This window comes from Streptomyces roseolus (genome assembly GCF_014649855.1).
Classification (GTDB): Bacteria; Actinomycetota; Actinomycetes; order Streptomycetales; family Streptomycetaceae; genus Streptomyces; species Streptomyces roseolus.
In genome coordinates this window covers 111,579-129,564 of the sequence record NZ_BMTV01000017.1, presented here as the reverse complement: position 1 = coordinate 129,564, position 17,986 = coordinate 111,579, and the positions used below count along the sequence as shown (strand labels likewise).

The 17,986-nt window shown below is 73.5% G+C and carries 17 protein-coding genes; 4 read left to right on the top strand and 13 right to left on the bottom strand.

Going from position 1 to position 17,986, the window contains the following annotated elements:
- From IE245_RS37145 to rimP, 4 genes are all read right to left on the bottom strand, one after another.
- On the bottom strand, window positions 1-950 hold a 950-nt coding region (locus tag IE245_RS37145), incomplete at its 3' end, for a translation initiation factor IF-2 N-terminal domain-containing protein (RefSeq protein ID WP_229851427.1).
- A gap of 149 nt (window positions 951-1,099) precedes the next feature.
- Window positions 1,100-1,390: a YlxR family protein gene (locus tag IE245_RS21185; RefSeq protein WP_189949902.1), complete on the bottom strand. Its 291-nt coding sequence runs from the start codon at window positions 1,388-1,390 to the stop codon at window positions 1,100-1,102.
- Window positions 1,391-1,484: 94 nt separating this feature from the next.
- Window positions 1,485-2,480 carry a transcription termination factor NusA gene (gene nusA, locus IE245_RS21180; RefSeq protein ID WP_189949901.1) on the bottom strand — a complete coding sequence of 332 codons (996 nt, stop codon included), beginning with the start codon at window positions 2,478-2,480 and terminating at the stop codon, window positions 1,485-1,487.
- Window positions 2,481-2,482: 2 nt separating this feature from the next.
- Window positions 2,483-2,980: a ribosome maturation factor RimP gene (rimP, locus tag IE245_RS21175; RefSeq protein WP_189949900.1), complete on the bottom strand. Its 498-nt coding sequence runs from the start codon at window positions 2,978-2,980 to the stop codon at window positions 2,483-2,485.
- A 192-nt stretch (window positions 2,981-3,172) separates the two neighbouring features.
- Between rimP and IE245_RS21170 the strand changes: the two genes are divergently transcribed.
- From IE245_RS21170 to IE245_RS21155, 4 genes are all read left to right on the top strand, one after another.
- On the top strand, window positions 3,173-3,718 hold the full coding sequence (locus IE245_RS21170; protein ID WP_189949899.1) for a hypothetical protein: 546 nt from the start codon (window positions 3,173-3,175) through the stop codon (window positions 3,716-3,718).
- The gene (locus tag IE245_RS21165; protein ID WP_189949898.1) at window positions 3,715-4,134 is read left to right on the top strand and encodes a ferritin-like domain-containing protein; all 420 of its coding nucleotides are present in this window, start codon (window positions 3,715-3,717) and stop codon (window positions 4,132-4,134) included. Before IE245_RS21170 ends, IE245_RS21165 begins: the two co-directional genes overlap by 4 nt.
- A 57-nt stretch (window positions 4,135-4,191) precedes the next feature.
- Complete coding sequence (locus IE245_RS21160) at window positions 4,192-5,091, top strand: aminoglycoside phosphotransferase family protein (RefSeq protein WP_189949897.1); 900 nt, start codon at window positions 4,192-4,194, stop codon at window positions 5,089-5,091.
- 77 nt (window positions 5,092-5,168) lie between these two features.
- The gene (locus IE245_RS21155; RefSeq protein WP_229851420.1) at window positions 5,169-6,041 is read left to right on the top strand and encodes a slipin family protein; all 873 of its coding nucleotides are present in this window, start codon (window positions 5,169-5,171) and stop codon (window positions 6,039-6,041) included.
- Window positions 6,042-6,044: 3 nt separating this feature from the next.
- Here the strand turns inward: IE245_RS21155 and IE245_RS21150 are convergent, their stop codons facing one another.
- The 9 genes from IE245_RS21150 to IE245_RS21110 form a co-directional block, all read right to left on the bottom strand.
- Window positions 6,045-7,721, bottom strand: coding sequence for an FG-GAP-like repeat-containing protein (locus tag IE245_RS21150; RefSeq protein ID WP_189949896.1), 1,677 nt, complete (start codon window positions 7,719-7,721; stop codon window positions 6,045-6,047).
- Between the two features lie 75 nt (window positions 7,722-7,796).
- On the bottom strand, window positions 7,797-9,497 hold the full coding sequence (locus IE245_RS21145) for a proline--tRNA ligase (RefSeq protein ID WP_189949894.1): 1,701 nt from the start codon (window positions 9,495-9,497) through the stop codon (window positions 7,797-7,799).
- A 71-nt stretch (window positions 9,498-9,568) separates the two neighbouring features.
- Window positions 9,569-10,117, bottom strand: a complete 549-nt coding sequence (locus IE245_RS21140; RefSeq protein WP_189949892.1) for a GNAT family N-acetyltransferase — start codon at window positions 10,115-10,117, stop codon at window positions 9,569-9,571.
- Between the two features lie 28 nt (window positions 10,118-10,145).
- On the bottom strand, window positions 10,146-10,991 hold the full coding sequence (locus IE245_RS21135; RefSeq protein WP_189949890.1) for a GNAT family N-acetyltransferase: 846 nt from the start codon (window positions 10,989-10,991) through the stop codon (window positions 10,146-10,148).
- A gap of 118 nt (window positions 10,992-11,109) precedes the next feature.
- Complete coding sequence (ispG, locus tag IE245_RS21130; RefSeq protein WP_189949888.1) at window positions 11,110-12,267, bottom strand: flavodoxin-dependent (E)-4-hydroxy-3-methylbut-2-enyl-diphosphate synthase; 1,158 nt, start codon at window positions 12,265-12,267, stop codon at window positions 11,110-11,112.
- Between the two features lie 103 nt (window positions 12,268-12,370).
- Complete coding sequence (locus IE245_RS21125) at window positions 12,371-13,678, bottom strand: M50 family metallopeptidase (protein WP_189949886.1); 1,308 nt, start codon at window positions 13,676-13,678, stop codon at window positions 12,371-12,373.
- Window positions 13,675-14,925 carry a 1-deoxy-D-xylulose-5-phosphate reductoisomerase gene (gene dxr / locus IE245_RS21120; protein WP_189949884.1) on the bottom strand — a complete coding sequence of 417 codons (1,251 nt, stop codon included), beginning with the start codon at window positions 14,923-14,925 and terminating at the stop codon, window positions 13,675-13,677. The genes IE245_RS21125 and dxr overlap by 4 nt, the downstream gene beginning before the upstream one ends.
- Window positions 14,926-14,959: 34 nt before the next feature.
- Window positions 14,960-16,216 carry a 3-phosphoshikimate 1-carboxyvinyltransferase gene (aroA, locus tag IE245_RS21115; protein ID WP_189949881.1) on the bottom strand — a complete coding sequence of 419 codons (1,257 nt, stop codon included), beginning with the start codon at window positions 16,214-16,216 and terminating at the stop codon, window positions 14,960-14,962.
- A 247-nt stretch (window positions 16,217-16,463) separates the two neighbouring features.
- Window positions 16,464-17,909 carry an aldehyde dehydrogenase family protein gene (locus IE245_RS21110; protein WP_189949879.1) on the bottom strand — a complete coding sequence of 482 codons (1,446 nt, stop codon included), beginning with the start codon at window positions 17,907-17,909 and terminating at the stop codon, window positions 16,464-16,466.
- Window positions 17,910-17,986 lie beyond the last annotated feature (77 nt).

The following is a 17,986-nucleotide window of genomic DNA, read 5'->3' as shown; positions in this document are numbered from 1 at the left end:
CCGCCGGGACCACCCGGACGGCCGCCGGGGCCACCGGGACCACGGCCGCCGGGACCGGGGCGCGGGCCGGCAGCGGGACGCTGCGGCATCATGCCCGGGTTCGGACGGTTACCGCCGGGCGCGCCGCCGGGGCGGGGAGCCTGCGGACGGGGCATGCCACCGGGGGTCGGACGGGCGCCGCCCTGACCCTGCGGGCGCGGGGCGCCGCCGGGGCCGCCCTGCGGACGCGGGGCACCCGGAACGGCGCCGGGGCCGCCGGGACGCGGAGCGCCGCCGCCGGGACGGGGCGCCTGCGGGCGCGCCATGCCGGTGGAGCCGCCGGAGGTGAAGGGGTTGTTGCCCGGACGCGGGCCGGCCGGACGCGGAGCGCCCGGACGCGGGGCCTGCTGGCCGGGACGGGGGGCCTGCTGACCACCCGGGCGCGGCGCGGACTGGCCCGGACGGGCACCGGCCGGACGCGGGCCGGGGGCGGCACCGCCGGGACGCTGACCACCCGCGGCCGGAGCCGCCGGAGGCGCGGTGAACTCCGGGTTGGTCGGAGTCGGGGCGGCGGGCGCCGGCTTGGGCGCGGGAGCCGGGGGCTTCGGACCCGGGGTCGGACGCGGGCCGGGGGCCGGCGTCGCGGGCTTCTCGGCCGCCGCGGGCTTGGGCGCCGGGGTGGGCGCGCCAGGCTTCGGGGCGGCGGGACGCGCGGCGGCGGGCGCCGAAGGCGCCGGCGCGGCCGGCTTGGGGGCGGGCGCCGCCTTGCGGGGCGCGCCGGGCTTGGCAGCGGTCTTGCCGGCGGAACCGCCGGGACCCTGCAAAGCGTCAGTCAACTTGCGCACGACCGGCGCCTCGATCGTCGAGGACGCCGAACGGACGAACTCACCGAGTTCCTGGAGCTTGGCCATGACGACCTTGCTCTCCACACCGAACTCCTTGGCGAGTTCGTATACCCGGACCTTAGCCACATCGCTCCTTTATAGGTCCGGTTACCGCCGGACCGTCGCTACTTCATGGGCGTACTCATCGCGTACTCATCGAGTGCTCATCGCAATCTCGACCTACTTCCGACTCGCGAGGTACCTGACCGCACGGTGTTCCGTGCCGTACTTCCTGTTCACTGCGGTGCCGCCTGGGCGGCCTGCTCGATGTGTTCCCGCAGGGCCGCCGTGTCGAGCGGTCCCGGGGCCTTGAAGCTCCTCGGGAACGCCCGTCGGCGGACCGCCAGGTCGAGACAGTGCAAGGCGGGGTGCACGTACGCACCCCGGCCGGGCAGCGTACCGCGATGATCGGGGACGCACTCGCCCTTATCCATCACGATCCGCAGCAGTTCGCTCTTGGCCGCTCGCTCCCGGCATCCCACACAGGTTCGCTCAGGGCACGCGCGGGCATGCGTCCGGCCAGACACGATTAAGTCTACCTCCCCGGGCCGACCTCACCCGTTTGGGGCAAAAATCGAACACCTGTTGGCCAAAAACGATCGAAGGCTTGCGGTGGGCCGCTCAGCCCTCCTCGCCCTGGACCTCGGTGTCCGGGCGGATGTCGATCCGCCAGCCGGTGAGGCGGGCGGCCAGGCGGGCGTTCTGGCCCTCCTTGCCGATGGCCAGGGAAAGCTGGTAGTCCGGGACCGTCACCCGGGCGGACCGGGCGGCGGCGTCGACGACCTCGACCTTGGAGACCCGGGCCGGGGAGAGGGCGTTCGCCACCATCTCGGCCGGGTCGTCCGACCAGTCGACGATGTCGATCTTCTCGCCCAGCAGCTCGGCCATCACGTTCCGCACCCGGCTGCCCATGGGGCCGATGCAGGCGCCCTTGGCGTTCAGGCCCGAACGGGTGGAGCGGACCGCGATCTTGGTGCGGTGACCCGCCTCACGCGCGATGGCGGAGATCTCGACGGAACCGTCGGCGATCTCCGGCACCTCCAGCGCGAAGAGCTTCTTCACCAGGTTGGGGTGGGTGCGGGAGAGCGTCACGGACGGACCGCGGACGCCCTTGGCGACCCGGACGACGTACGTACGCAGCCGCAGGCCGTGCGTGTACTCCTCGCCCGGCACCTGCTCCTGCACCGGCAGGATGGCCTCCAGCTTGTCGTCCAGCTTGACGAGGACGTTCTTCGGGTCCTTGCCCTGCTGCACCACACCGGCGACGACATCGCCCTCCCGGCGCGCGTACTCGCCGAAGGTGACGTCGTTCTCGGCGTCGCGCAGCCGCTGCTGGATGACCTGGCGGGCGGTGCTCGCCGCGATACGGCCGAAGTCCGACGGGGTGTCGTCGAACTCCTTGGGCTCCTGCCCCTCCTCCAGGTCGGCCCGGTCCTCCTCGGCCCACACCGTCACGTGACCGGTGAGCCGGTCCAGCTCCACGCGCGCGTGGCGGCGGGCGGACGGCGTGCGGTGGTACGCGATGAGGAGGGCCGACTCGATCGCCTCGACCAGCATCTCGAAGGAGATTTCCTTCTCCTGTGCCAAGCCCTTCAGGAGCTTCACGTCGATGTCCACGGCTACGCCTCCTCTTCCTTCTTGTCCTTGCGGTTGAACTCGATCTCGACACGCGCCTTCTCGATCTCGGCGAACTCCACCCGGCGGGCGGTGGCCTTGCGGCCCTTCACGCCCGGGACCTCGGTGTCGATGCCGTCCTCGTCCACGGCCACGATGCGGGTGACCAGGTCCCCGCCCTCGGCGAGCCGGAGCTTCACGAGGCGGCCGGTGGCCCGGACGTAGTGGCGGTGCTCGGAGAGCGGACGGTCGGCACCCGGGGAGCTGACCTCCAGGACGTACTCGCCGTCGCCCATGGCGTCGGTCTCGTCCAGCTTCGCGGAGATGGCGCGGCTCAGTTCCGCGCAGGCGTCCAGCTCGACGCCCTCGTCCGAGTCGACGACGATCCTCAGCAGTCCGCGGCGGCCGGCCCGGGAGACCTCGATCTCCTCCAGATCCAGGTGCTCCGCGTGGACGAGCGGCTCAATGAGTCCGCGCAGCCTGTCGCTCTGGGTGGTGCTCATCCGGGTGACTCCTCGGCCGCGTGTGCTGTTGTGGGTACGTCGCTCGTCGCTGCTTCTCGCTGCGTGTCGGATCAAGGGTATCCGGTCCCGGAGGGTGTTGCCGTCCACCGTCGGGGGCCCCGCGGGTACGCTCGCCTGCGGTGATCTTCGACGGGGCGGCCGGGAGGGGTCCTGAATGCTGAGGGAGAGAGCGTGACGACGACGGGCAGACGCGCCCTGCTCGTGGCGGGGGCCTCGGCCGCCGCGGCGGCCCTGACCGGGTGCACCTCCGGGGACGCGGGGCCCCGCCGGCCCGGCGCCGCGGAGGAGGCGGCGGCCCGCGAGGCCGAACGGGTGGCCCGCGCCGAGGCGGCCCTCCGCCGCCGCGCGGTGACCGCCTCCCGGACCCTCCTCGCCCGCTACGACGCCGTCCTCGCCGCCCATCCCGCGCTGCACGCGCGCGTGGCCCCGCTGCGCGCCTCCGTCGCGGCCCACGCGGTCGCCCTCGGCGAGGGCGACCGCCCGGCCCCGGGCCCGTCCACCGCGACCCCGGGCGCCGGTGAGGGCACCGCCGTGGCCGCCGTGCCCGCCGAGCCGGAGGCCGCGCTGCGGGAGCTGGCCGCCGCCGCGCGGGCCGCCTCCGACGCGCACACCGCCGAGCTGCTCGCGGCGCCGCCCGAGTACGCCCGGCTGCTCGCCTCCGTGGCCGCCGCCGGCGCCGCCCACGCCTACCTCCTCACCGAAGGAGCCCGCGCATGAGCGCCCCCCTCGACGCGGCCCAGGCCGCCCTCGCCGCCGAGCACGCCGCCGTCTACGGCTACGGGGTCGTCGGCGCCCGGGTCGCCGAGGAGCGCCGGGCCGAGGCGACCGCCGGCTACGAGGCCCACCGGGCCCGCCGGGACGCGCTGCGCCGCACCGTCCGCGACCTCGGCGGCACGCCGGTCGCCGCGGCCGCCGCGTACGAGCTGCCGTTCCGGGTGGCCGACCCCGCCGGCGCGGAGCGGCTCGCGGCCGTCCTGGAGGACCGGGTGGCCGGGGTCTACTCCGACCTGGTGCGGGCCGGCGACGGCGCCGTGCGCCGCGAGGCCGCCGCCGCGCTCCGGGAGGCGGCCGTCCGCGCGGTGCGGTGGCGCGGCAGCGACGTAACCTTTCCTGGGCTCGCCGAGCGGGTGTGAGCCCGGCCCCCACCAGCTCTGATCGCCCCGCCCAAGGAGAAGGAACAAGGCACGCACATGGGTTTCGAAGCGCCCCGGCGACTGGTCACGGCGCTCCACGAGAAGTACGGCGAGACCGCCGCGGCCGAGTGGCTGGGGCGGCTCCCCGGCCTCGCCGCGCGGCTTCCCGAGGAGGCCGGGCTGACCGTCGAGCGGGTGGTCGCCCCCGGCGGGCGCGGCAGCCTGGTGCTGCTCGTCCGCGAGGCCGACGGCACGCCCGCCGCGCTGAAGATCGCGCCGCCGTTCGCCCGGCCGGCCCTGGAGCGGGACGCCCTCGCCCACTGGAACGGCTGGGGCGCCGTCCAGCTCCGCGCCGAGGCCCCGGAGGACGCCCTCGTCCTCGAACGGCTGCACCCGGAGGTGTCGCTGCGCTCGCTGCCGGAGGCCAAGGCGCTCCTGGAGGCCGCCGGGACCGTACGGAAGCTGTGGGTCGAGCCGCCGGCCGGGCACGGCTTCGAGCCGCTGGCCGAGCGGACCGCCCGGCAGGCCGGGGCGATGCGGCCGCACGGCTCCGACGCCACCGCCGGCGAGCTCGTCGCGTCGGCGCTCGCCGCCCGTGAGGAGCTGCTCGCCGGGACCTCGGAGGAGCTGCTGCTGCACGGGGACTTCCGGCAGGGCAAGGTCCTCGCCGGCGACCGGACGCCCTGGCTCGCCGTCGGCCCCGACCCGCTCGTCGGCGAGCGCGCCTACGACCTGGCCCGGCTGGTCCGCGACCGGGTCGAGGACCTGGTGGCCTCCTCCGCCGGCGCGCCGGCCGCGCGGCGGCGGGTGAACAAGCTGGCCGACTCCCTCGACGTGGACCGGGAGCGGCTGCGCGGCTGGACGCTCTTCCGGGCCGTCGAGGCCGGCACGCGGGCGCTGGCCGCCGGGCGGCGGCAGGAGGCCGAATGGCTCCTGGAGTTCGCCGGCTGGCTCTGAGGTTCCCGGTCCGGCTCCGCGTTCGCGGCCCCCGGGAAGGGAATACCCTTTTCGTATCCCTTTCCCAGGGGGCCGTGATGATCGAAGAACTCCTGATGGCCGCAGCGGCGACGGGGGTGGCCGCCGTCGCCTACGTCGGTGCGGCGGCCCGCGTGGTGAAGCAGTACGAACGGGGCGTCGTCTTCCGCTTCGGCCGGCTGCGGGGCGAGGTGCGCCGACCCGGCTTCACGATGATCGTCCCGGCGGTGGACCGGCTCCACAAGGTCAACATGCAGATCGTCACGATGCCGGTGCCCGCGCAGGAGGGCATCACCCGGGACAACGTGACGGTACGCGTCGACGCCGTCGTCTACTTCCGGGTGGTCGACGCGGCGGAGGCGCTGGTGCGGGTCGAGGACTACAAGTTCGCCGTCTCGCAGATGGCCCAGACCTCGCTGCGGTCGATCATCGGCAAGAGCGACCTCGACGACCTGCTCTCCAACCGCGAGAAGCTCAACCAGGGCCTCGAGCTGATGCTCGACTCCCCCGCGATCGGGTGGGGCGTGCAGATCGACCGCGTCGAGATCAAGGACGTCTCGCTGCCGGAGACCATGAAGCGCTCCATGGCCCGCCAGGCGGAGGCGGACCGGGAGCGCCGCGCCCGCCTGATCAACGCGGACGCGGAACTCCAGGCCTCGAAGAAGCTGGCGGAGGCGGCGCACCAGATGGCGGAGGCACCGTCGGCCCTCCAGCTGCGGCTCCTCCAGACGGTCATGGCCGTGGCGGCGGAGAAGAACTCGACCCTGGTCCTCCCGATCCCGGTGGAACTGCTCCGCTTCCTGGAGCGCGCGACCCCGGAACCCCCGCCGCCCGCGGCCCCCGCGCCGCCGGATCCGCTGCCTCCCGTCGAGGACCTCACGGGCCCGTCGGTGGACCCGGCGCCGCGCGGCCGGCGTTGGGACGCCGCCTAGAAATCAGCGCAGCGCCGGGATCGAGCCCCAGCCGCCCGTGCCGATCGTGACGGGTGAGCCGAAGCCGGTGCCGGTCGCGTTGCCCGGCAGGAACCGCAGGTCGCCGGTGCCGGTCGTGCCGGGGGCGACGGTGAGCAGCAGATCGGCGCGGCCGTCGCCGTCGGCGTCCCCGACGGTGCCGGACAGCGGGTACGCGGCCGTGCCGGCGGTACCGATGACGGTGGGCGCGGGGAGCGCCGCGGCTCCGGCGGACAGGAACTGACGGAACCGGCCGTCGGCGGCGCGCGCCCACAGGTCCGCGCGGCCGTCGCCGTTCACGTCGCCCGGGGCGAGGATCTCGGGCAGCGCGGCGGGCGCCCATTCCGTACCGCCCAGGACGACGGCGTTCTTCGGCAGGGCCGGGTTGACGCCGACGCTGCCGCGGTGCAGGTAGAGGCCGTTGACGCTGCGGCCGACCAGGTCGGGCTGCCCGTCGCCGTCGACGTCGCCCGCGGCGAGGACGTCGGCGCTCTGCCAGCCGGCGGGCCGGGCGCCCATCGGGATGCGCTCGCCGAGGCGGCCGTCACCCGTGTTGGGGTAGACCCAGAGGTTGTCGCCGATGCGGGCGACGACGTCTTCGCGGCCGTCGCCGGTCCAGTCGCCGCGGTGGCTTACGTCGGCGGCACCCCAGCCGCCGTTGCCGATGACCCGGTAGGAGGCGAAGCGGCCGTTGCCGAGCCCCGGGTACAGACGCAGCGTGCCGTCCTCGTGGACCGCCAGCAGGTCGCGTACGCCGTCACCGGTGAGGTCCCCGGTGACGGGGGCGGGGCGGTCCCGGAACGACCCGGCCGAGCGGAGCAGCAGGTGGTCCCGCACCTTGGTGAGGCCGGTCTCCAGCGTCTCGCTCCGCAGGTCGCGGAAGTCCTGCCGGGTGAAGAAGGCGTAGTCGAACTTCGAGTCGTTCCCGTCGCTGCCGATGACCGTGTCGTCGCCGGTCCGGCAGGGGGTGTCGCCACATCCGGCCTCGATGAGGGACAGGGTGCCCGGCCGTCCGGCGTACACCGGGTCCATGTGCGCATACTCGGGGGCGGCGTTGAAGTCCCCGGCGAGGATCACCGGCAGGCCGTTCGCCCAGTCGTCGATGCGCTCCATCAGCGCCGGGGTGTCGTTCTGCCTGGCGTCGTCGCGCTTCAGGTGGGTGCCGCAGGCGAGGACGACACGACCCTCGACGGGCGCCTTGGCGCAGACCACCGAGCGCGGCTCGGTGCCGGGCGTGACCACGGCCGACATCCCGGCGACCTGGCTCTGCGGGCCCTTGACCAGGAGTGCCTGGCCGAAGGTCTCGTCCGGACCCCACTTGGAACAGCCGGAGGCGGTCCGGTTGCTCGCCCACACGCCGGCGTAGCCCGGCAGGAACTTCCGCAGCTCGTCGTACTGGCCCTTGCACATCTCCTGGAGCATGACGACGTCGCTGTCCCAGTCGGTGATGTGCCCCACGACGCCGTTGGCCCAGGCGCCGAGGCCCAGTTCGCTCTGGCAGTCGGTCTTCGCACCGCAGACGTTGTACGTGATCGTCCGTACCGGCGGCGTGCCCACCGGCGCCTCGGCGGAGACGGCCGCCGTGGTCGGTACCGCGGCGACCAGTCCGGCCGCCATGGCCCCCGTGGCGGCCCATCCCGCCAGTCTTCTTCTGATACGCATGTGCCCCACCCTCATTCGAAAGATCAAACAGACGAGTGAGCGTAGGGCACGCGCGTGGTCGAAGCGGCCGGGGGATCAGGCGGTGAGGGCCTCCAGGGCCTCCTCGACCGTCAGCTCCTCGCGCTCGCCGGTGCGGCGGTCCTTCAGTTCCAGGACGCCTTCCGCGGCGCGGCGGCCGGCGACGAGGATCTTCGGGACGCCCATCAGCTCCGCGTCGGTGAACTTGACGCCCGGGGAGACGCCCGCGCGGTCGTCGACCAGGACGCGCAGGCCCGCGGCCGAGAGCTTGTCGGAGACCTCCAGGGCCAGTTCGGTCTGGAGCGCCTTGCCGGCGGCGACGACGTGGACGTCGGCGGGGGCGACCTCGGCCGGCCAGCACAGGCCCTTGTCGTCGGCGGTCTGCTCGGCGAGCGCGGCGACGGCGCGGGAGACGCCGATGCCGTACGAACCCATGGTGACGCGGACGGGCTTGCCGTTCTGGCCGAGGACGTCGAGCTTCAGCGCGTCCGCGTACTTGCGGCCGAGCTGGAAGATGTGGCCGATCTCGATCGCGCGGTCCAGCTTGAGGCCGGTGCCGCACTTGGGGCAGGGGTCGCCCTCCTCGACGACGACCACGTCGAGGTACTCGGACACCTCGAAGTCACGGCCCGCGACGACGTTCTTCGCGTGCGTGCCCTCCTTGTTGGCGCCGGTGATCCAGGAGGTGCCGGGGGCCACGCGCGGGTCGGCGATGTAGGTGACCTTCTCCAGGCCCTGGGGGCCGACGTAGCCGCGCACCAGGTCGGGGCGGACCGCGAAGTCGGCCTCGGTGACCAGCTCGACGACGGCCGGTGCGAAGTGCTCCTCGACCTTGTCCATGTCGACCTCGCGGTCGCCGGGCACGCCGACCGCGACGATCTCGCCGTCGACCTTCACCAGGAGGTTCTTGAGGGTGGCGGAGGCCGGGACGCCGAGGGAGGCGGCGAGGGTCTCGATGGTGGGGGTGTCCGGGGTGGGGATCTCCTCGGCGGCGGGGACGGCGGAGCCGTCGACGGCCTTGACCTCCTGGTAGACCGCCTCCGTGTTGGCCGCGAAGTCGCAGTTCGGGCAGTCGGCGAAGGTGTCCTCGCCGGCCTCCGCCGGGGCGAGGAACTCCTCGGACTTGGAGCCGCCCATGGCGCCGGCGGTGGCCGCGCAGATGCGGTAGTCGAGGCCGAGGCGCTCGAAGATCCGCTGGTAGGCCTGGCGGTGCACGCCGTAGGACCGGTTCAGGCCCTCGTCCTCGGTGTCGAAGGAGTAGGAGTCCTTCATGAGGAACTCGCGGCCGCGCAGGATGCCGGCGCGGGGGCGGGCCTCGTCACGGAACTTGGTCTGGATCTGGTACAGGATGACCGGCAGGTCCTTGTAGGACGAGCACTGGTCCTTGACCAGGAGGGTGAAGATCTCCTCGTGGGTGGGGCCGAGGAGGTAGTCGCCGCCCTTGCGGTCCTGGAGGCGGAAGAGCTCGGCGCCGTACTCGTCCCAGCGGCCGGTGGCCTCGTAGGGCTCGCGGGGCAGCAGGGCGGGGAGGGAGACCTCCTGGGCGCCGACGGCGTCCATCTCCTCGCGGACGATCCGCTCCACGTTGGCGAGGACCTTCTTGCCGAGCGGCAGCCAGCTCCAGATGCCGGCGGCGGTGCGGCGGACGTAGCCGGCGCGGACGAGGAGCTTGTGGGAGAGGACCTCGGCGTCCGCCGGGTCGTCGCGCAGCGTCTTCGCCATCAACTGGGACATGCGCTGGACCGGTGCGTTGGCCATGGTTCTCGTACTCCTGCCGGGGTGACTGCTGATGGGCCCGAGGTTAGCCGGGCCGCCCCGTCCGCGAGAAATCAGTTCCGGCGCGGGAGCGGGAGCGGCGCGCCCATGACCGCGTAGGGGCGGGCGGCGCTCGGGAAGTGGACCCGGCGGGCGAGGTCGGTGTAGCCGAGGGAGCGGTAGAGGCCGCGGGCCGGGGACTCGGTGTCGATGGCCGAGAGGATGGAGCGCTTCTCGTCGGCGGTGTCGGTGATGGTGGTGATCAGCCCGCGGCCGAGGCCGAGGCCCTGGAAGTCGGGGTGGACGTGGAGCTCGGTGATGACGAAGGAGGCGTCGAGCCAGTCGGCGGTGCCGGTGGCGCGCAGGTACGGCTCCACGACGGTGGACCACCAGTGGGCGCGGTCGTTGGGCATCCCGTACACGAAGCCGACGAGCCGCCCGTCGGGGGTGGTGGCCCCGTAGGCGCGGGCGCCGGGGTTCATCAGGTGCCGCAGCACGATGTGGCGGCGCACGGCGACCTCCTCGGCGTCGAGGCCGAAGGCGACCGCCTGCACGGCGAGCGCCTCGTCCACCCGGGCGGCGAGGTTGACGGGTCCGATCACGGCGAGGGCGGCGGCGTCCATGCGGCGCACCCTACAAGCGGCCGACGGTTCAGAACAGCACGCTCATGAAGGCGCCGGTCTCGCGGAAGCCGACCCGGCGGTAGGCGGCGCGGGCGGGGGTGTTGTAGTCGTTGACGTACAGGCTGACGACCGGGGCGACGTCGGCGAGGGCGTACTGGAGGACGGCGGCCATGCCGGTCTCGGAGAGGCCCCTCCCCCGGTGCTCGGGGGCGACCCAGACGCCCTGGATCTGGCAGGCCTGGCGGGTGGCGGCGCCGATCTCGGCCTTGAAGACGACCTTGCCGTCGTCGATGCGGGCGAAGGAGCGGCCGGCCCCGACGAGCTCGGCGACGCGGGCCTGGTAGAGCAGGCCGCCGTCGCCGGCGAGCGGGGAGACGCCGACCTCCTCGGTGAACATGGCGACGCACGCCGGCATGATCACGTCCATCTCGTCCTTGCGGACCCGGCGGACGAGCGGGTCGGGGGCGACGGTGGCGGAGGGCTCCTCGGCGACCATGAGGGGCTGGTGGGCGCGGACGTCGCGGGCGGGGCCCCAGGAGGGTTCGAGGAGCCGCCACAGCTCGGCGGTGGGTCCGGCCGGGCCGACGATCGAGGAGCAGCGGCGGCCGATCCGGCGGGCTCGTTCGGCGAAGGCGCGGACCGCCTCGGGGGTGGCGCAGATCGGGACGAGGTTGGCGCCGGAGTAGCAGAGCGAGGTGAGCCGGCCCTCGGTGTACCAGCCCCACATCTCGCCGCCCAGCCGCCATGGATCGAGCCCGGCGACGCGGACGCGGGCGGTCACGAAGGCGTTCTCGACGGGGGCGCTCTCCAGGACGGCGAGTGCGGCGCCGAGGTCGGCGGGTTCGAGGACCCGGGTGGTGGTCTGAGTCAACACGAGGGGGCCTCACCGTGCGGGTTCTGGTCCTGGCACCTTACCCCCAGGATCCGGGGAGGGCTCCCGCTCATGGCGAAACCCCGCCGTCCCGGAGGGCGGCGGGGTTTCGCGGAGGGGCTCAGCCGGCGATGGCGACGGTCGGTTCGCCGCTGGCGACGCCGTCCTTCTCCATCTGCTCGGCGATCTTGAGGGCTTCCTCGATGAGGGTCTCGACGATCTTCGACTCGGGGACGGTCTTGATGACCTCGCCCTTGACGAAGATCTGGCCCTTGCCGTTGCCGGAGGCGACGCCGAGGTCGGCCTCGCGGGCCTCGCCGGGGCCGTTGACGACGCAGCCCATGACGGCGACGCGGAGCGGGACGGTCATGCCGTCGAGGCCGGCGGTCACCTCCTCGGCGAGCTTGTAGACGTCGACCTGGGCGCGGCCGCAGGACGGGCAGGAGACGATCTCCAGGCGGCGCTGGCGGAGGTTGAGCGACTCCAGGATCTGGATGCCGACCTTGATCTCCTCGGCCGGCGGGGCGGAGAGGGAGACCCGGATGGTGTCGCCGATGCCCTGGGAGAGCAGGGCTCCGAAGGCGACGGCCGACTTGATGGTGCCCTGGAAGGCGGGGCCGGCCTCGGTGACGCCGAGGTGCAGCGGGTAGTCGCACTGGGCGGCGAGCTGGCGGTAGGCCTCGACCATGACGACCGGGTCGTTGTGCTTGACCGAGATCTTGATGTCGCGGAAGTCGTGCTCCTCGAAGAGGGACGCCTCCCAGAGGGCGGACTCGACGAGCGCCTCGGGGGTGGCCTTGCCGTACTTCTTCAGGAGGCGGGCGTCGAGGGAGCCGGCGTTGACGCCGATGCGGATCGGGGTGCCCGCGTCCTTCGCGGCCCGGGCGATCTCCTTGACCTTGTCGTCGAACTGCTTGATGTTGCCGGGGTTGACGCGGACCGCGGCGCAGCCGGCGTCGATCGCGGCGAAGACGTACTTCGGCTGGAAGTGGATGTCGGCGATCACGGGGATCGAGGACTTCCGGGCGATGACGGCGAGCGCGTCGGCGTCGTCCTGGGTCGGGCAGGCCACCCGGACGATCTGGCAGCCGGAGGCGGTCAGCTCGGCGATCTGCTGGAGGGTGGCGCCGATGTCGGACGTACGGGTCGTCGTCATCGACTGCACCGAGACGGGTGCGTCACCGCCGACGGCCACGCTGCCGACCTGGATCTGCCGGCTCTTGCGGCGCTCGGCGAGCCGGGTCGGAACAGAGGGGATACCGAGAGAAATCGCGGTCATGAGTGTGTGCAACCTCAAGGTCGTGCGTCGGCGGGCTCGGGCTTCCGAGGTTACCGCCCCGGGGGCGGGGGGCCGGACACGGCGGTGCCCGGCCCCCTGAGGGCTACGTCAGCTTCACCGGGTTGACGAGGTCGGCGGCGAGGACGAGCAGCGTGAAACAGACGAAGACGCCGGCGACCACGTAGGCGGCGGGCATCAGCTTGGCCACGTCGAACGGGCCGGGGTCGGCGCGCTTGAAGAGGCGGGCGGTGTGCCGGCGGACCGACTCCCACAGGGCGCCCGCGATGTGGCCGCCGTCGAGCGGCAGCAGCGGGAGCATGTTGAACAGGAACAGCGAGACGTTGAAGTACACCAGCAGGTTCATGAACATGACGAGGATCCGCTCCGGCGGGGCGTCCACGGTCATGAGCTCGCCGGTGATGCGGGCGGCGCCGACGACGCCGACCGGGGAGTCCTCGGCGCGCTCGCCGTCGCCGAAGGTGGCGTCCCACAGGCCGGGGATCTTGCCGGGGAGGGCGATGACCGACTGGACGCCGTTCTCCAGGAGGTCGCCCATGCGCTCGGTGGTCTCGACGAAGGAGAGCGGCGCGACCTCGCTGCTCGCCTGGAAGCCGAGGTAGCCGGCGGGGACGTAGGCGACGGGCCGGACGATCTGGCCGTCCTCGTCCTTCTTCAGGACCTCGTTGGAGACCAGGGTCGGGTGCAGGTCGAGGCGCTGCCCGGCCCGCTCGACGGTGATCGTGGCGGGGCCGATGGTGTCCCGGATGCGGTCGGAGAGGGTGTCCCAGTCGGAGACGGGGGTGCCGTTGAAGGCGACGATGGTGTCGCCCTCCCGCAGGCCCGCCTCGAACGCCGGGGAGGCGGCGTCGCCCGCCGCGCAGGTGTCGCGGTTCGCGCTCTGCTTGATGACGCATTTCTGGACGCCGGCGACCTTGGTGGTCTGGGTCTCGATGCCGAGGGTCATCAGGGAGCCGTAGAAGAGGCCGAGGGCGAGGACCAGGTTCATGAACGGTCCGGCGAACATGACGATCACGCGCTTCCACGGCTTGCGCGTGTAGAAGAGCCGGGTCTCGTCGCCGGGCCGGAGCTCCTCGTAGGAGGCCTCGCGGGCGTCCTCGATCATGGAGCGCCAGGGCGAGGTGGAGCGGGCCTCGATCTTGCCGTCCTCGCCGGGCGGGAACATGCCGATCATGCGGATGTAGCCGCCGGCCGGGATGGCCTTGATGCCGTACTCGGTCTCGCCGCGCTTCTTCGACCAGAGGGTGGGGCCGAAGCCGACCATGTACTGGGGCACGCGGATGCCGAAGAGCTTGGCCGTGGAGAGGTGGCCGAGCTCGTGCCAGGCGATGGAGACGAGCAGTCCCAGGGCGAACAGGACGATGCCCAGGACGTACAGGAGCGCTTCCGTCATGCGCGTGCCTCCGCGGTTGCCTTCGCTGCGAGCTCTCGGGCCCGGGCCCGGGCCCAGGTCTCCGCTTCCAGGACGTCCGGCACCGTCAGGGAGGTTCCCCCGGTGGGCCGACCGTGTTCGGTGACGACCGCCGTGACGGTGTCCATGATGCCGTTGAAGGGGAGCCGGCCGGCGAGGAACGCCTCGACGCACTCCTCGTTGGCGGCGTTGAAGACGGCGGGGGCGGTGCCGCCGAGCTCGCCGACGTGCCGGGCGAGGTTCACCGACGGGAAGGCCTCGTCGTCGAGCGGGAAGAACTCCCAGGTGGAGGCCTTGGTCCAGTCGAAGGCGGGGGCCGCGTCGGGGACCCGCTCGGGCCAGCCGATGCCGATGGCGATGGGGCCGCGCATGTCCGGCGGGGTGGCCTGGGCGAGGGTGGAGCCGTCGGTGAACTCGACCATGGAGTGCACGTACGACTGGGGGTGGACGACGACCTCGATGCGGTCGAAGGGGATGTCGTAGAGGAGGTGCGCCTCGATGACCTCCAGGCCCTTGTTGACCAGGGTCGCGCTGTTGACCGTGATGACCGGGCCCATCGCCCAGGTCGGGTGGGCCAGCGCGTCCTCGCGGGTCACGTGCTCCAGTTCCGCCCGGGTGCGGCCGCGGAAGGGGCCGCCGGAGGCGGTGACGACCAGCTTGCGGACGTCGGCGCGGGTGCCGGCGGCGAGCGCCTGGAAGAGCGCGGCGTGCTCGGAGTCGACCGGGATGATCTGGCCGGGCTTCGCGAGCGCCTTCACCAGAGGACCGCCGACGATCAGCGACTCCTTGTTGGCGAGGGCGAGGGTGCGGCCCGCCTCCAGGGCGGCGAGCGTCGGCGCGAGACCGATGGAGCCGGTGATGCCGTTGAGCACGGTGTGGCACGGGGAGGCGGCGAGCTCGGTGGCGGCGTCCGGGCCGGCCAGGATCTCGGGCAGCGGCTCGGAGCCGTACAGCGCCTTCAGGGCCGTGCGCAGCTCCTCGACGGTCTCCTCCCTGGCGACGGCGACCTGGGCGACCCGGAGCCGGTGCGCCTGCTCGGCGAGCAGCCCGACCCGGCCGCCGGAGGCGGCCAGGGCGGTGACCCGGAAGCGGTCGGGGTGGCGCAGCACCAGGTCGATGGCCTGGGTGCCGATGGATCCCGTCGAGCCGAGGACGACGACGTCCCGGCGGCCTTCGGAGGGATCGAAGGCGAGGTGCGGGTCGGCGAGAGGAGAGGGGCGGTCGCTCATGCCCCCCATTCTTGCCCCAAACGCGGTGGGCTCTTCACGCGGTCCCGGGGAACGCGCCGAACGCGCCGAAGACCCGGTGGAAGTCCGGGAAGGTCTTCTTCACGCAGCCGGGGTCGTCGAAGGTGATGCCGGGGGTGCGCAGGGCGGTGACGGCGAAGGACATGACGATCCGGTGGTCGCCGTGGGTGGCGATCTCGGCCGGCCCCGTGGGGGTGCCGGGCAGGATCTCGATCCAGTCGGGGCCGGTGGCCACGGTGACGCCGAGGCGGCGGAGGTTCTCGGCGCAGGCGTCGAGCCGGTCGCACTCCTTGACGCGGGTGTTGGCGACGTCCTCGATGCGGACCGGCCCGTCGGCGAAGGGGGCGATCGCGGCGAGGGTCGGCATGGTGTCGGAGACGTCCCGCATGTTGACGGTGAGTCCGCGCAGGGTGCCGGTGGAGCGGACGGTGGTGGAGTCGGCGGTCACCTCGACGTCGGCGCCCATGCGGCGCAGCACGTCGACGAAGGCGAGGTCGCCCTGGAGGGCGCCGGTGCCGAGGCCCGGGACGGTGACCTCGCGGCCGGGCCGGAGGGCGGCCGCGGCGAAGAAGTAGCTCGCGGTGGAGGCGTCGGGCTCGATGCCGTAGGTGCGGGCGCGGTAGCCGGTGGGGGCGACCCGGTAGGTGCGGCCCCGCTCGTCGTCCTCCCGGGTGATCTCGGCGCCGAAGGCGCGCATCATCGCGAGGGTGATCTCGACGTACGGCTCCGAGACCAGGTCGGTGACGGTGATCGCGAGGCCCTCGGCGGTGAGCGGGCCGAGCATCAGCAGGGCCGTCAGGTACTGGGAGGACTGGCCGGCGTCGAGGGTGAGCGCGCCGCCCTTGACGCCGGCGGCGTGCACGGCGAGCGGGTGGTGGCCGTCCTTCCCGCCGTGCCGCAGGTCCACGCCGAGCTCGCGCAGGGCGGTGGAGAGCGGGCCGAGCGGGCGGCGGCGCATCTGCGCGGAGGCGTCGAAGCGGAAGGTGCCGTGGCCGGCGGCGGCGAGGGTGGGCAGGAAACGCGCGGTGGTGGCGCCGTCGCGGCAGTACACGTCGGCGTCGGCGGTCCCGGGCCCGGTGGGGCGGCCCTCGACGTGCCAGGCGCCGGGCTCCTGCCGCACGGTGTAGCCGAGGGCGCGGAGCCCCTCGGCGAAGCCCTCGGTGTCGTCGGAGACGAGTGGGCGCAGGAGGGTGGTGGTGCCCTCCGCCGCGGCGGCGAGGAAGAGCGCGCGGGCGGTGACGGACTTGGAGCCGGGGATGTCGATGACGGTCACGCCGGTCATCCTGCCGCGCGGGGCGGGGCACCCGTCGGCGCGGTCCGCTCCGTGGACGGGCGCGGCCGGGAGGGAGGGGTACGGGCGGGGCGGCGGGATCGGAGGCGTACGGGCGGGGCGGCGGGATCGGGGCGTACGGCCGCGGCGGCCGGGCTCGGAGGCGTACGGCCATCCCCGGGGCACGCACGAGAGGCGGCCCGAGCCCCCGCACAGTGGGCTCGGACCGCCTGGTCTCGTGGTGCGCGCCTTACAGGGCGAGGCCCGTCAGGACGAGGACGCGCTCGTAGGTGTAGTCGTCCATGGCGTACGCGACGCCCTCGCGGCCGGTGCCGGAGCGCTTGGCGCCGCCGTACGGCATCTGGTCGGCGCGGTACGAGGGGACGTCGCCGACGATCACGCCGCCGACCTCCAGGGCGCGGTGGGCGCGGAAGGCGGTCTGCAGGTCGTGGGTGAAGACGCCGGCCTGGAGGCCGAAGTCCGAGTCGTTGACGGCGGCGAAGGCCTCGGCCTCGCCGTCGACCTTGGCGACCGTGAGGACCGGGCCGAAGACCTCGGCGCGGGCCAGGGTGACGTCCACCGGGAGCTCGGTGAGGACGGTCGGGGCGTAGGTGGCGCCCTCGCGCTTGCCGCCGGCGAGGAGCTTGGCACCGGCGGCGACGGCCTCGTCGACCCAGGACTCGACGCGGAGGGCGGCGGCCTCGTCGACGAGCGGGCCGACGTCGGTGGCGTCGTCCGCCGGGTCGCCGGTGACCTGGGCCTCGACGGCCGCGACGATCTTCGGGAGCAGGCGGTCGTAGACGGAGGCGTCGGCGATCACGCGCTGCACGGAGATGCAGGACTGGCCGCCCTGGTAGTTGGAGAAGGTCGCGATGCGGGTCGCGGCCCAGTCCAGGTCGGCCTCGGAGGACCAGTCGGCGAGGACGACGGCGGCGGCGTTGCCGCCGAGCTCCAGGGTGCAGTGCTTGTGCGGCACGGACGCCTGGATGGCGTAGCCGACCTTGTCCGAGCCGGTGAAGGAGATGACCGGGAGGCGCTCGTCCTGGACGAGGGCGGGCATCCGGTCGTTCGGCACGGTGAGGATCGACCAGGAGCCGGCCGGCAGGTCGGTCTCGGCCAGGATCTCGCCCAGGATGAGGGAGGAGATCGGGGTGGCCGGGGCCGGCTTGAGGATGATCGGGGCGCCGACGGCGATGGCAGGGGCGACCTTGTGGGCGCTGAGGTTCAGCGGGAAGTTGAAGGGCGCGATGCCGAGGACGACGCCCTTGGGCACGCGGCGGGTGAGGGCGAGGCGGCCCGCGCCGCCGGCCTCGGTGTCCAGGCGCTGGGCCTCGCCGGCGTTCCAGCGGCGGGCCTCCTCGGCGGCGAAACGGAAGACGGAGACGGCGCGGCCGACCTCGCCGCGGGCCCACTTGATGGGCTTGCCGTTCTCGGCGGAGATGACCTGGGCGATCTCCTCGGTGCGCTCGGCGAGCCGCTTCGACACGTGGTCGAGGGCGGCGGCGCGGACGTGCGCCGGGGTGGCGGCGAACTCGTCGACGACCGCGTGGGCGGCGGCGACGGCCTCCTCGACCTGGGCCTCGGTGGGCACGGCGACCTTGCCGACCAGACGTCCGTCGTACGAGTTCGTGACGTCGAAGGTGGTGTCGCCGGTGGCCTCGCGGCCGGCGACCCAGAAGGCGTGGGTGGTCGTCATTGCGTGTCCCGGCCCTTTCCGTTTCGGGGTGCGAGCGGTTGCTCTGGTCCCCACGTTAGGGCCGGGACGCGCGGGTG

Bases quoted from the DNA above. Each gene is read 5' to 3' on its own strand.
- IE245_RS21155 (WP_229851420.1), top strand. From the start codon at position 5,169: ATGATCGAAGAACTCCTGATGGCCGCAGCGGCGACGGGGGTGGCCGCC.
- dxr (WP_189949884.1), bottom strand. From the start codon at position 14,925: ATGAGCGACCGCCCCTCTCCTCTCGCCGACCCGCACCTCGCCTTCGAT.
- IE245_RS21125 (WP_189949886.1), bottom strand. From the start codon at position 13,678: ATGACGGAAGCGCTCCTGTACGTCCTGGGCATCGTCCTGTTCGCCCTG.
- IE245_RS21140 (WP_189949892.1), bottom strand. From the start codon at position 10,117: ATGGACGCCGCCGCCCTCGCCGTGATCGGACCCGTCAACCTCGCCGCC.
- rimP (WP_189949900.1), bottom strand. From the start codon at position 2,980: ATGAGCACCACCCAGAGCGACAGGCTGCGCGGACTCATTGAGCCGCTC.
- IE245_RS21110 (WP_189949879.1), bottom strand. From the start codon at position 17,909: ATGACGACCACCCACGCCTTCTGGGTCGCCGGCCGCGAGGCCACCGGC.
- IE245_RS21165 (WP_189949898.1), top strand. From the start codon at position 3,715: ATGAGCGCCCCCCTCGACGCGGCCCAGGCCGCCCTCGCCGCCGAGCAC.
- IE245_RS21150 (WP_189949896.1), bottom strand. From the start codon at position 7,721: ATGCGTATCAGAAGAAGACTGGCGGGATGGGCCGCCACGGGGGCCATG.
- ispG (WP_189949888.1), bottom strand. From the start codon at position 12,267: ATGACCGCGATTTCTCTCGGTATCCCCTCTGTTCCGACCCGGCTCGCC.
- IE245_RS21160 (WP_189949897.1), top strand. From the start codon at position 4,192: ATGGGTTTCGAAGCGCCCCGGCGACTGGTCACGGCGCTCCACGAGAAG.
- IE245_RS21145 (WP_189949894.1), bottom strand. From the start codon at position 9,497: ATGGCCAACGCACCGGTCCAGCGCATGTCCCAGTTGATGGCGAAGACG.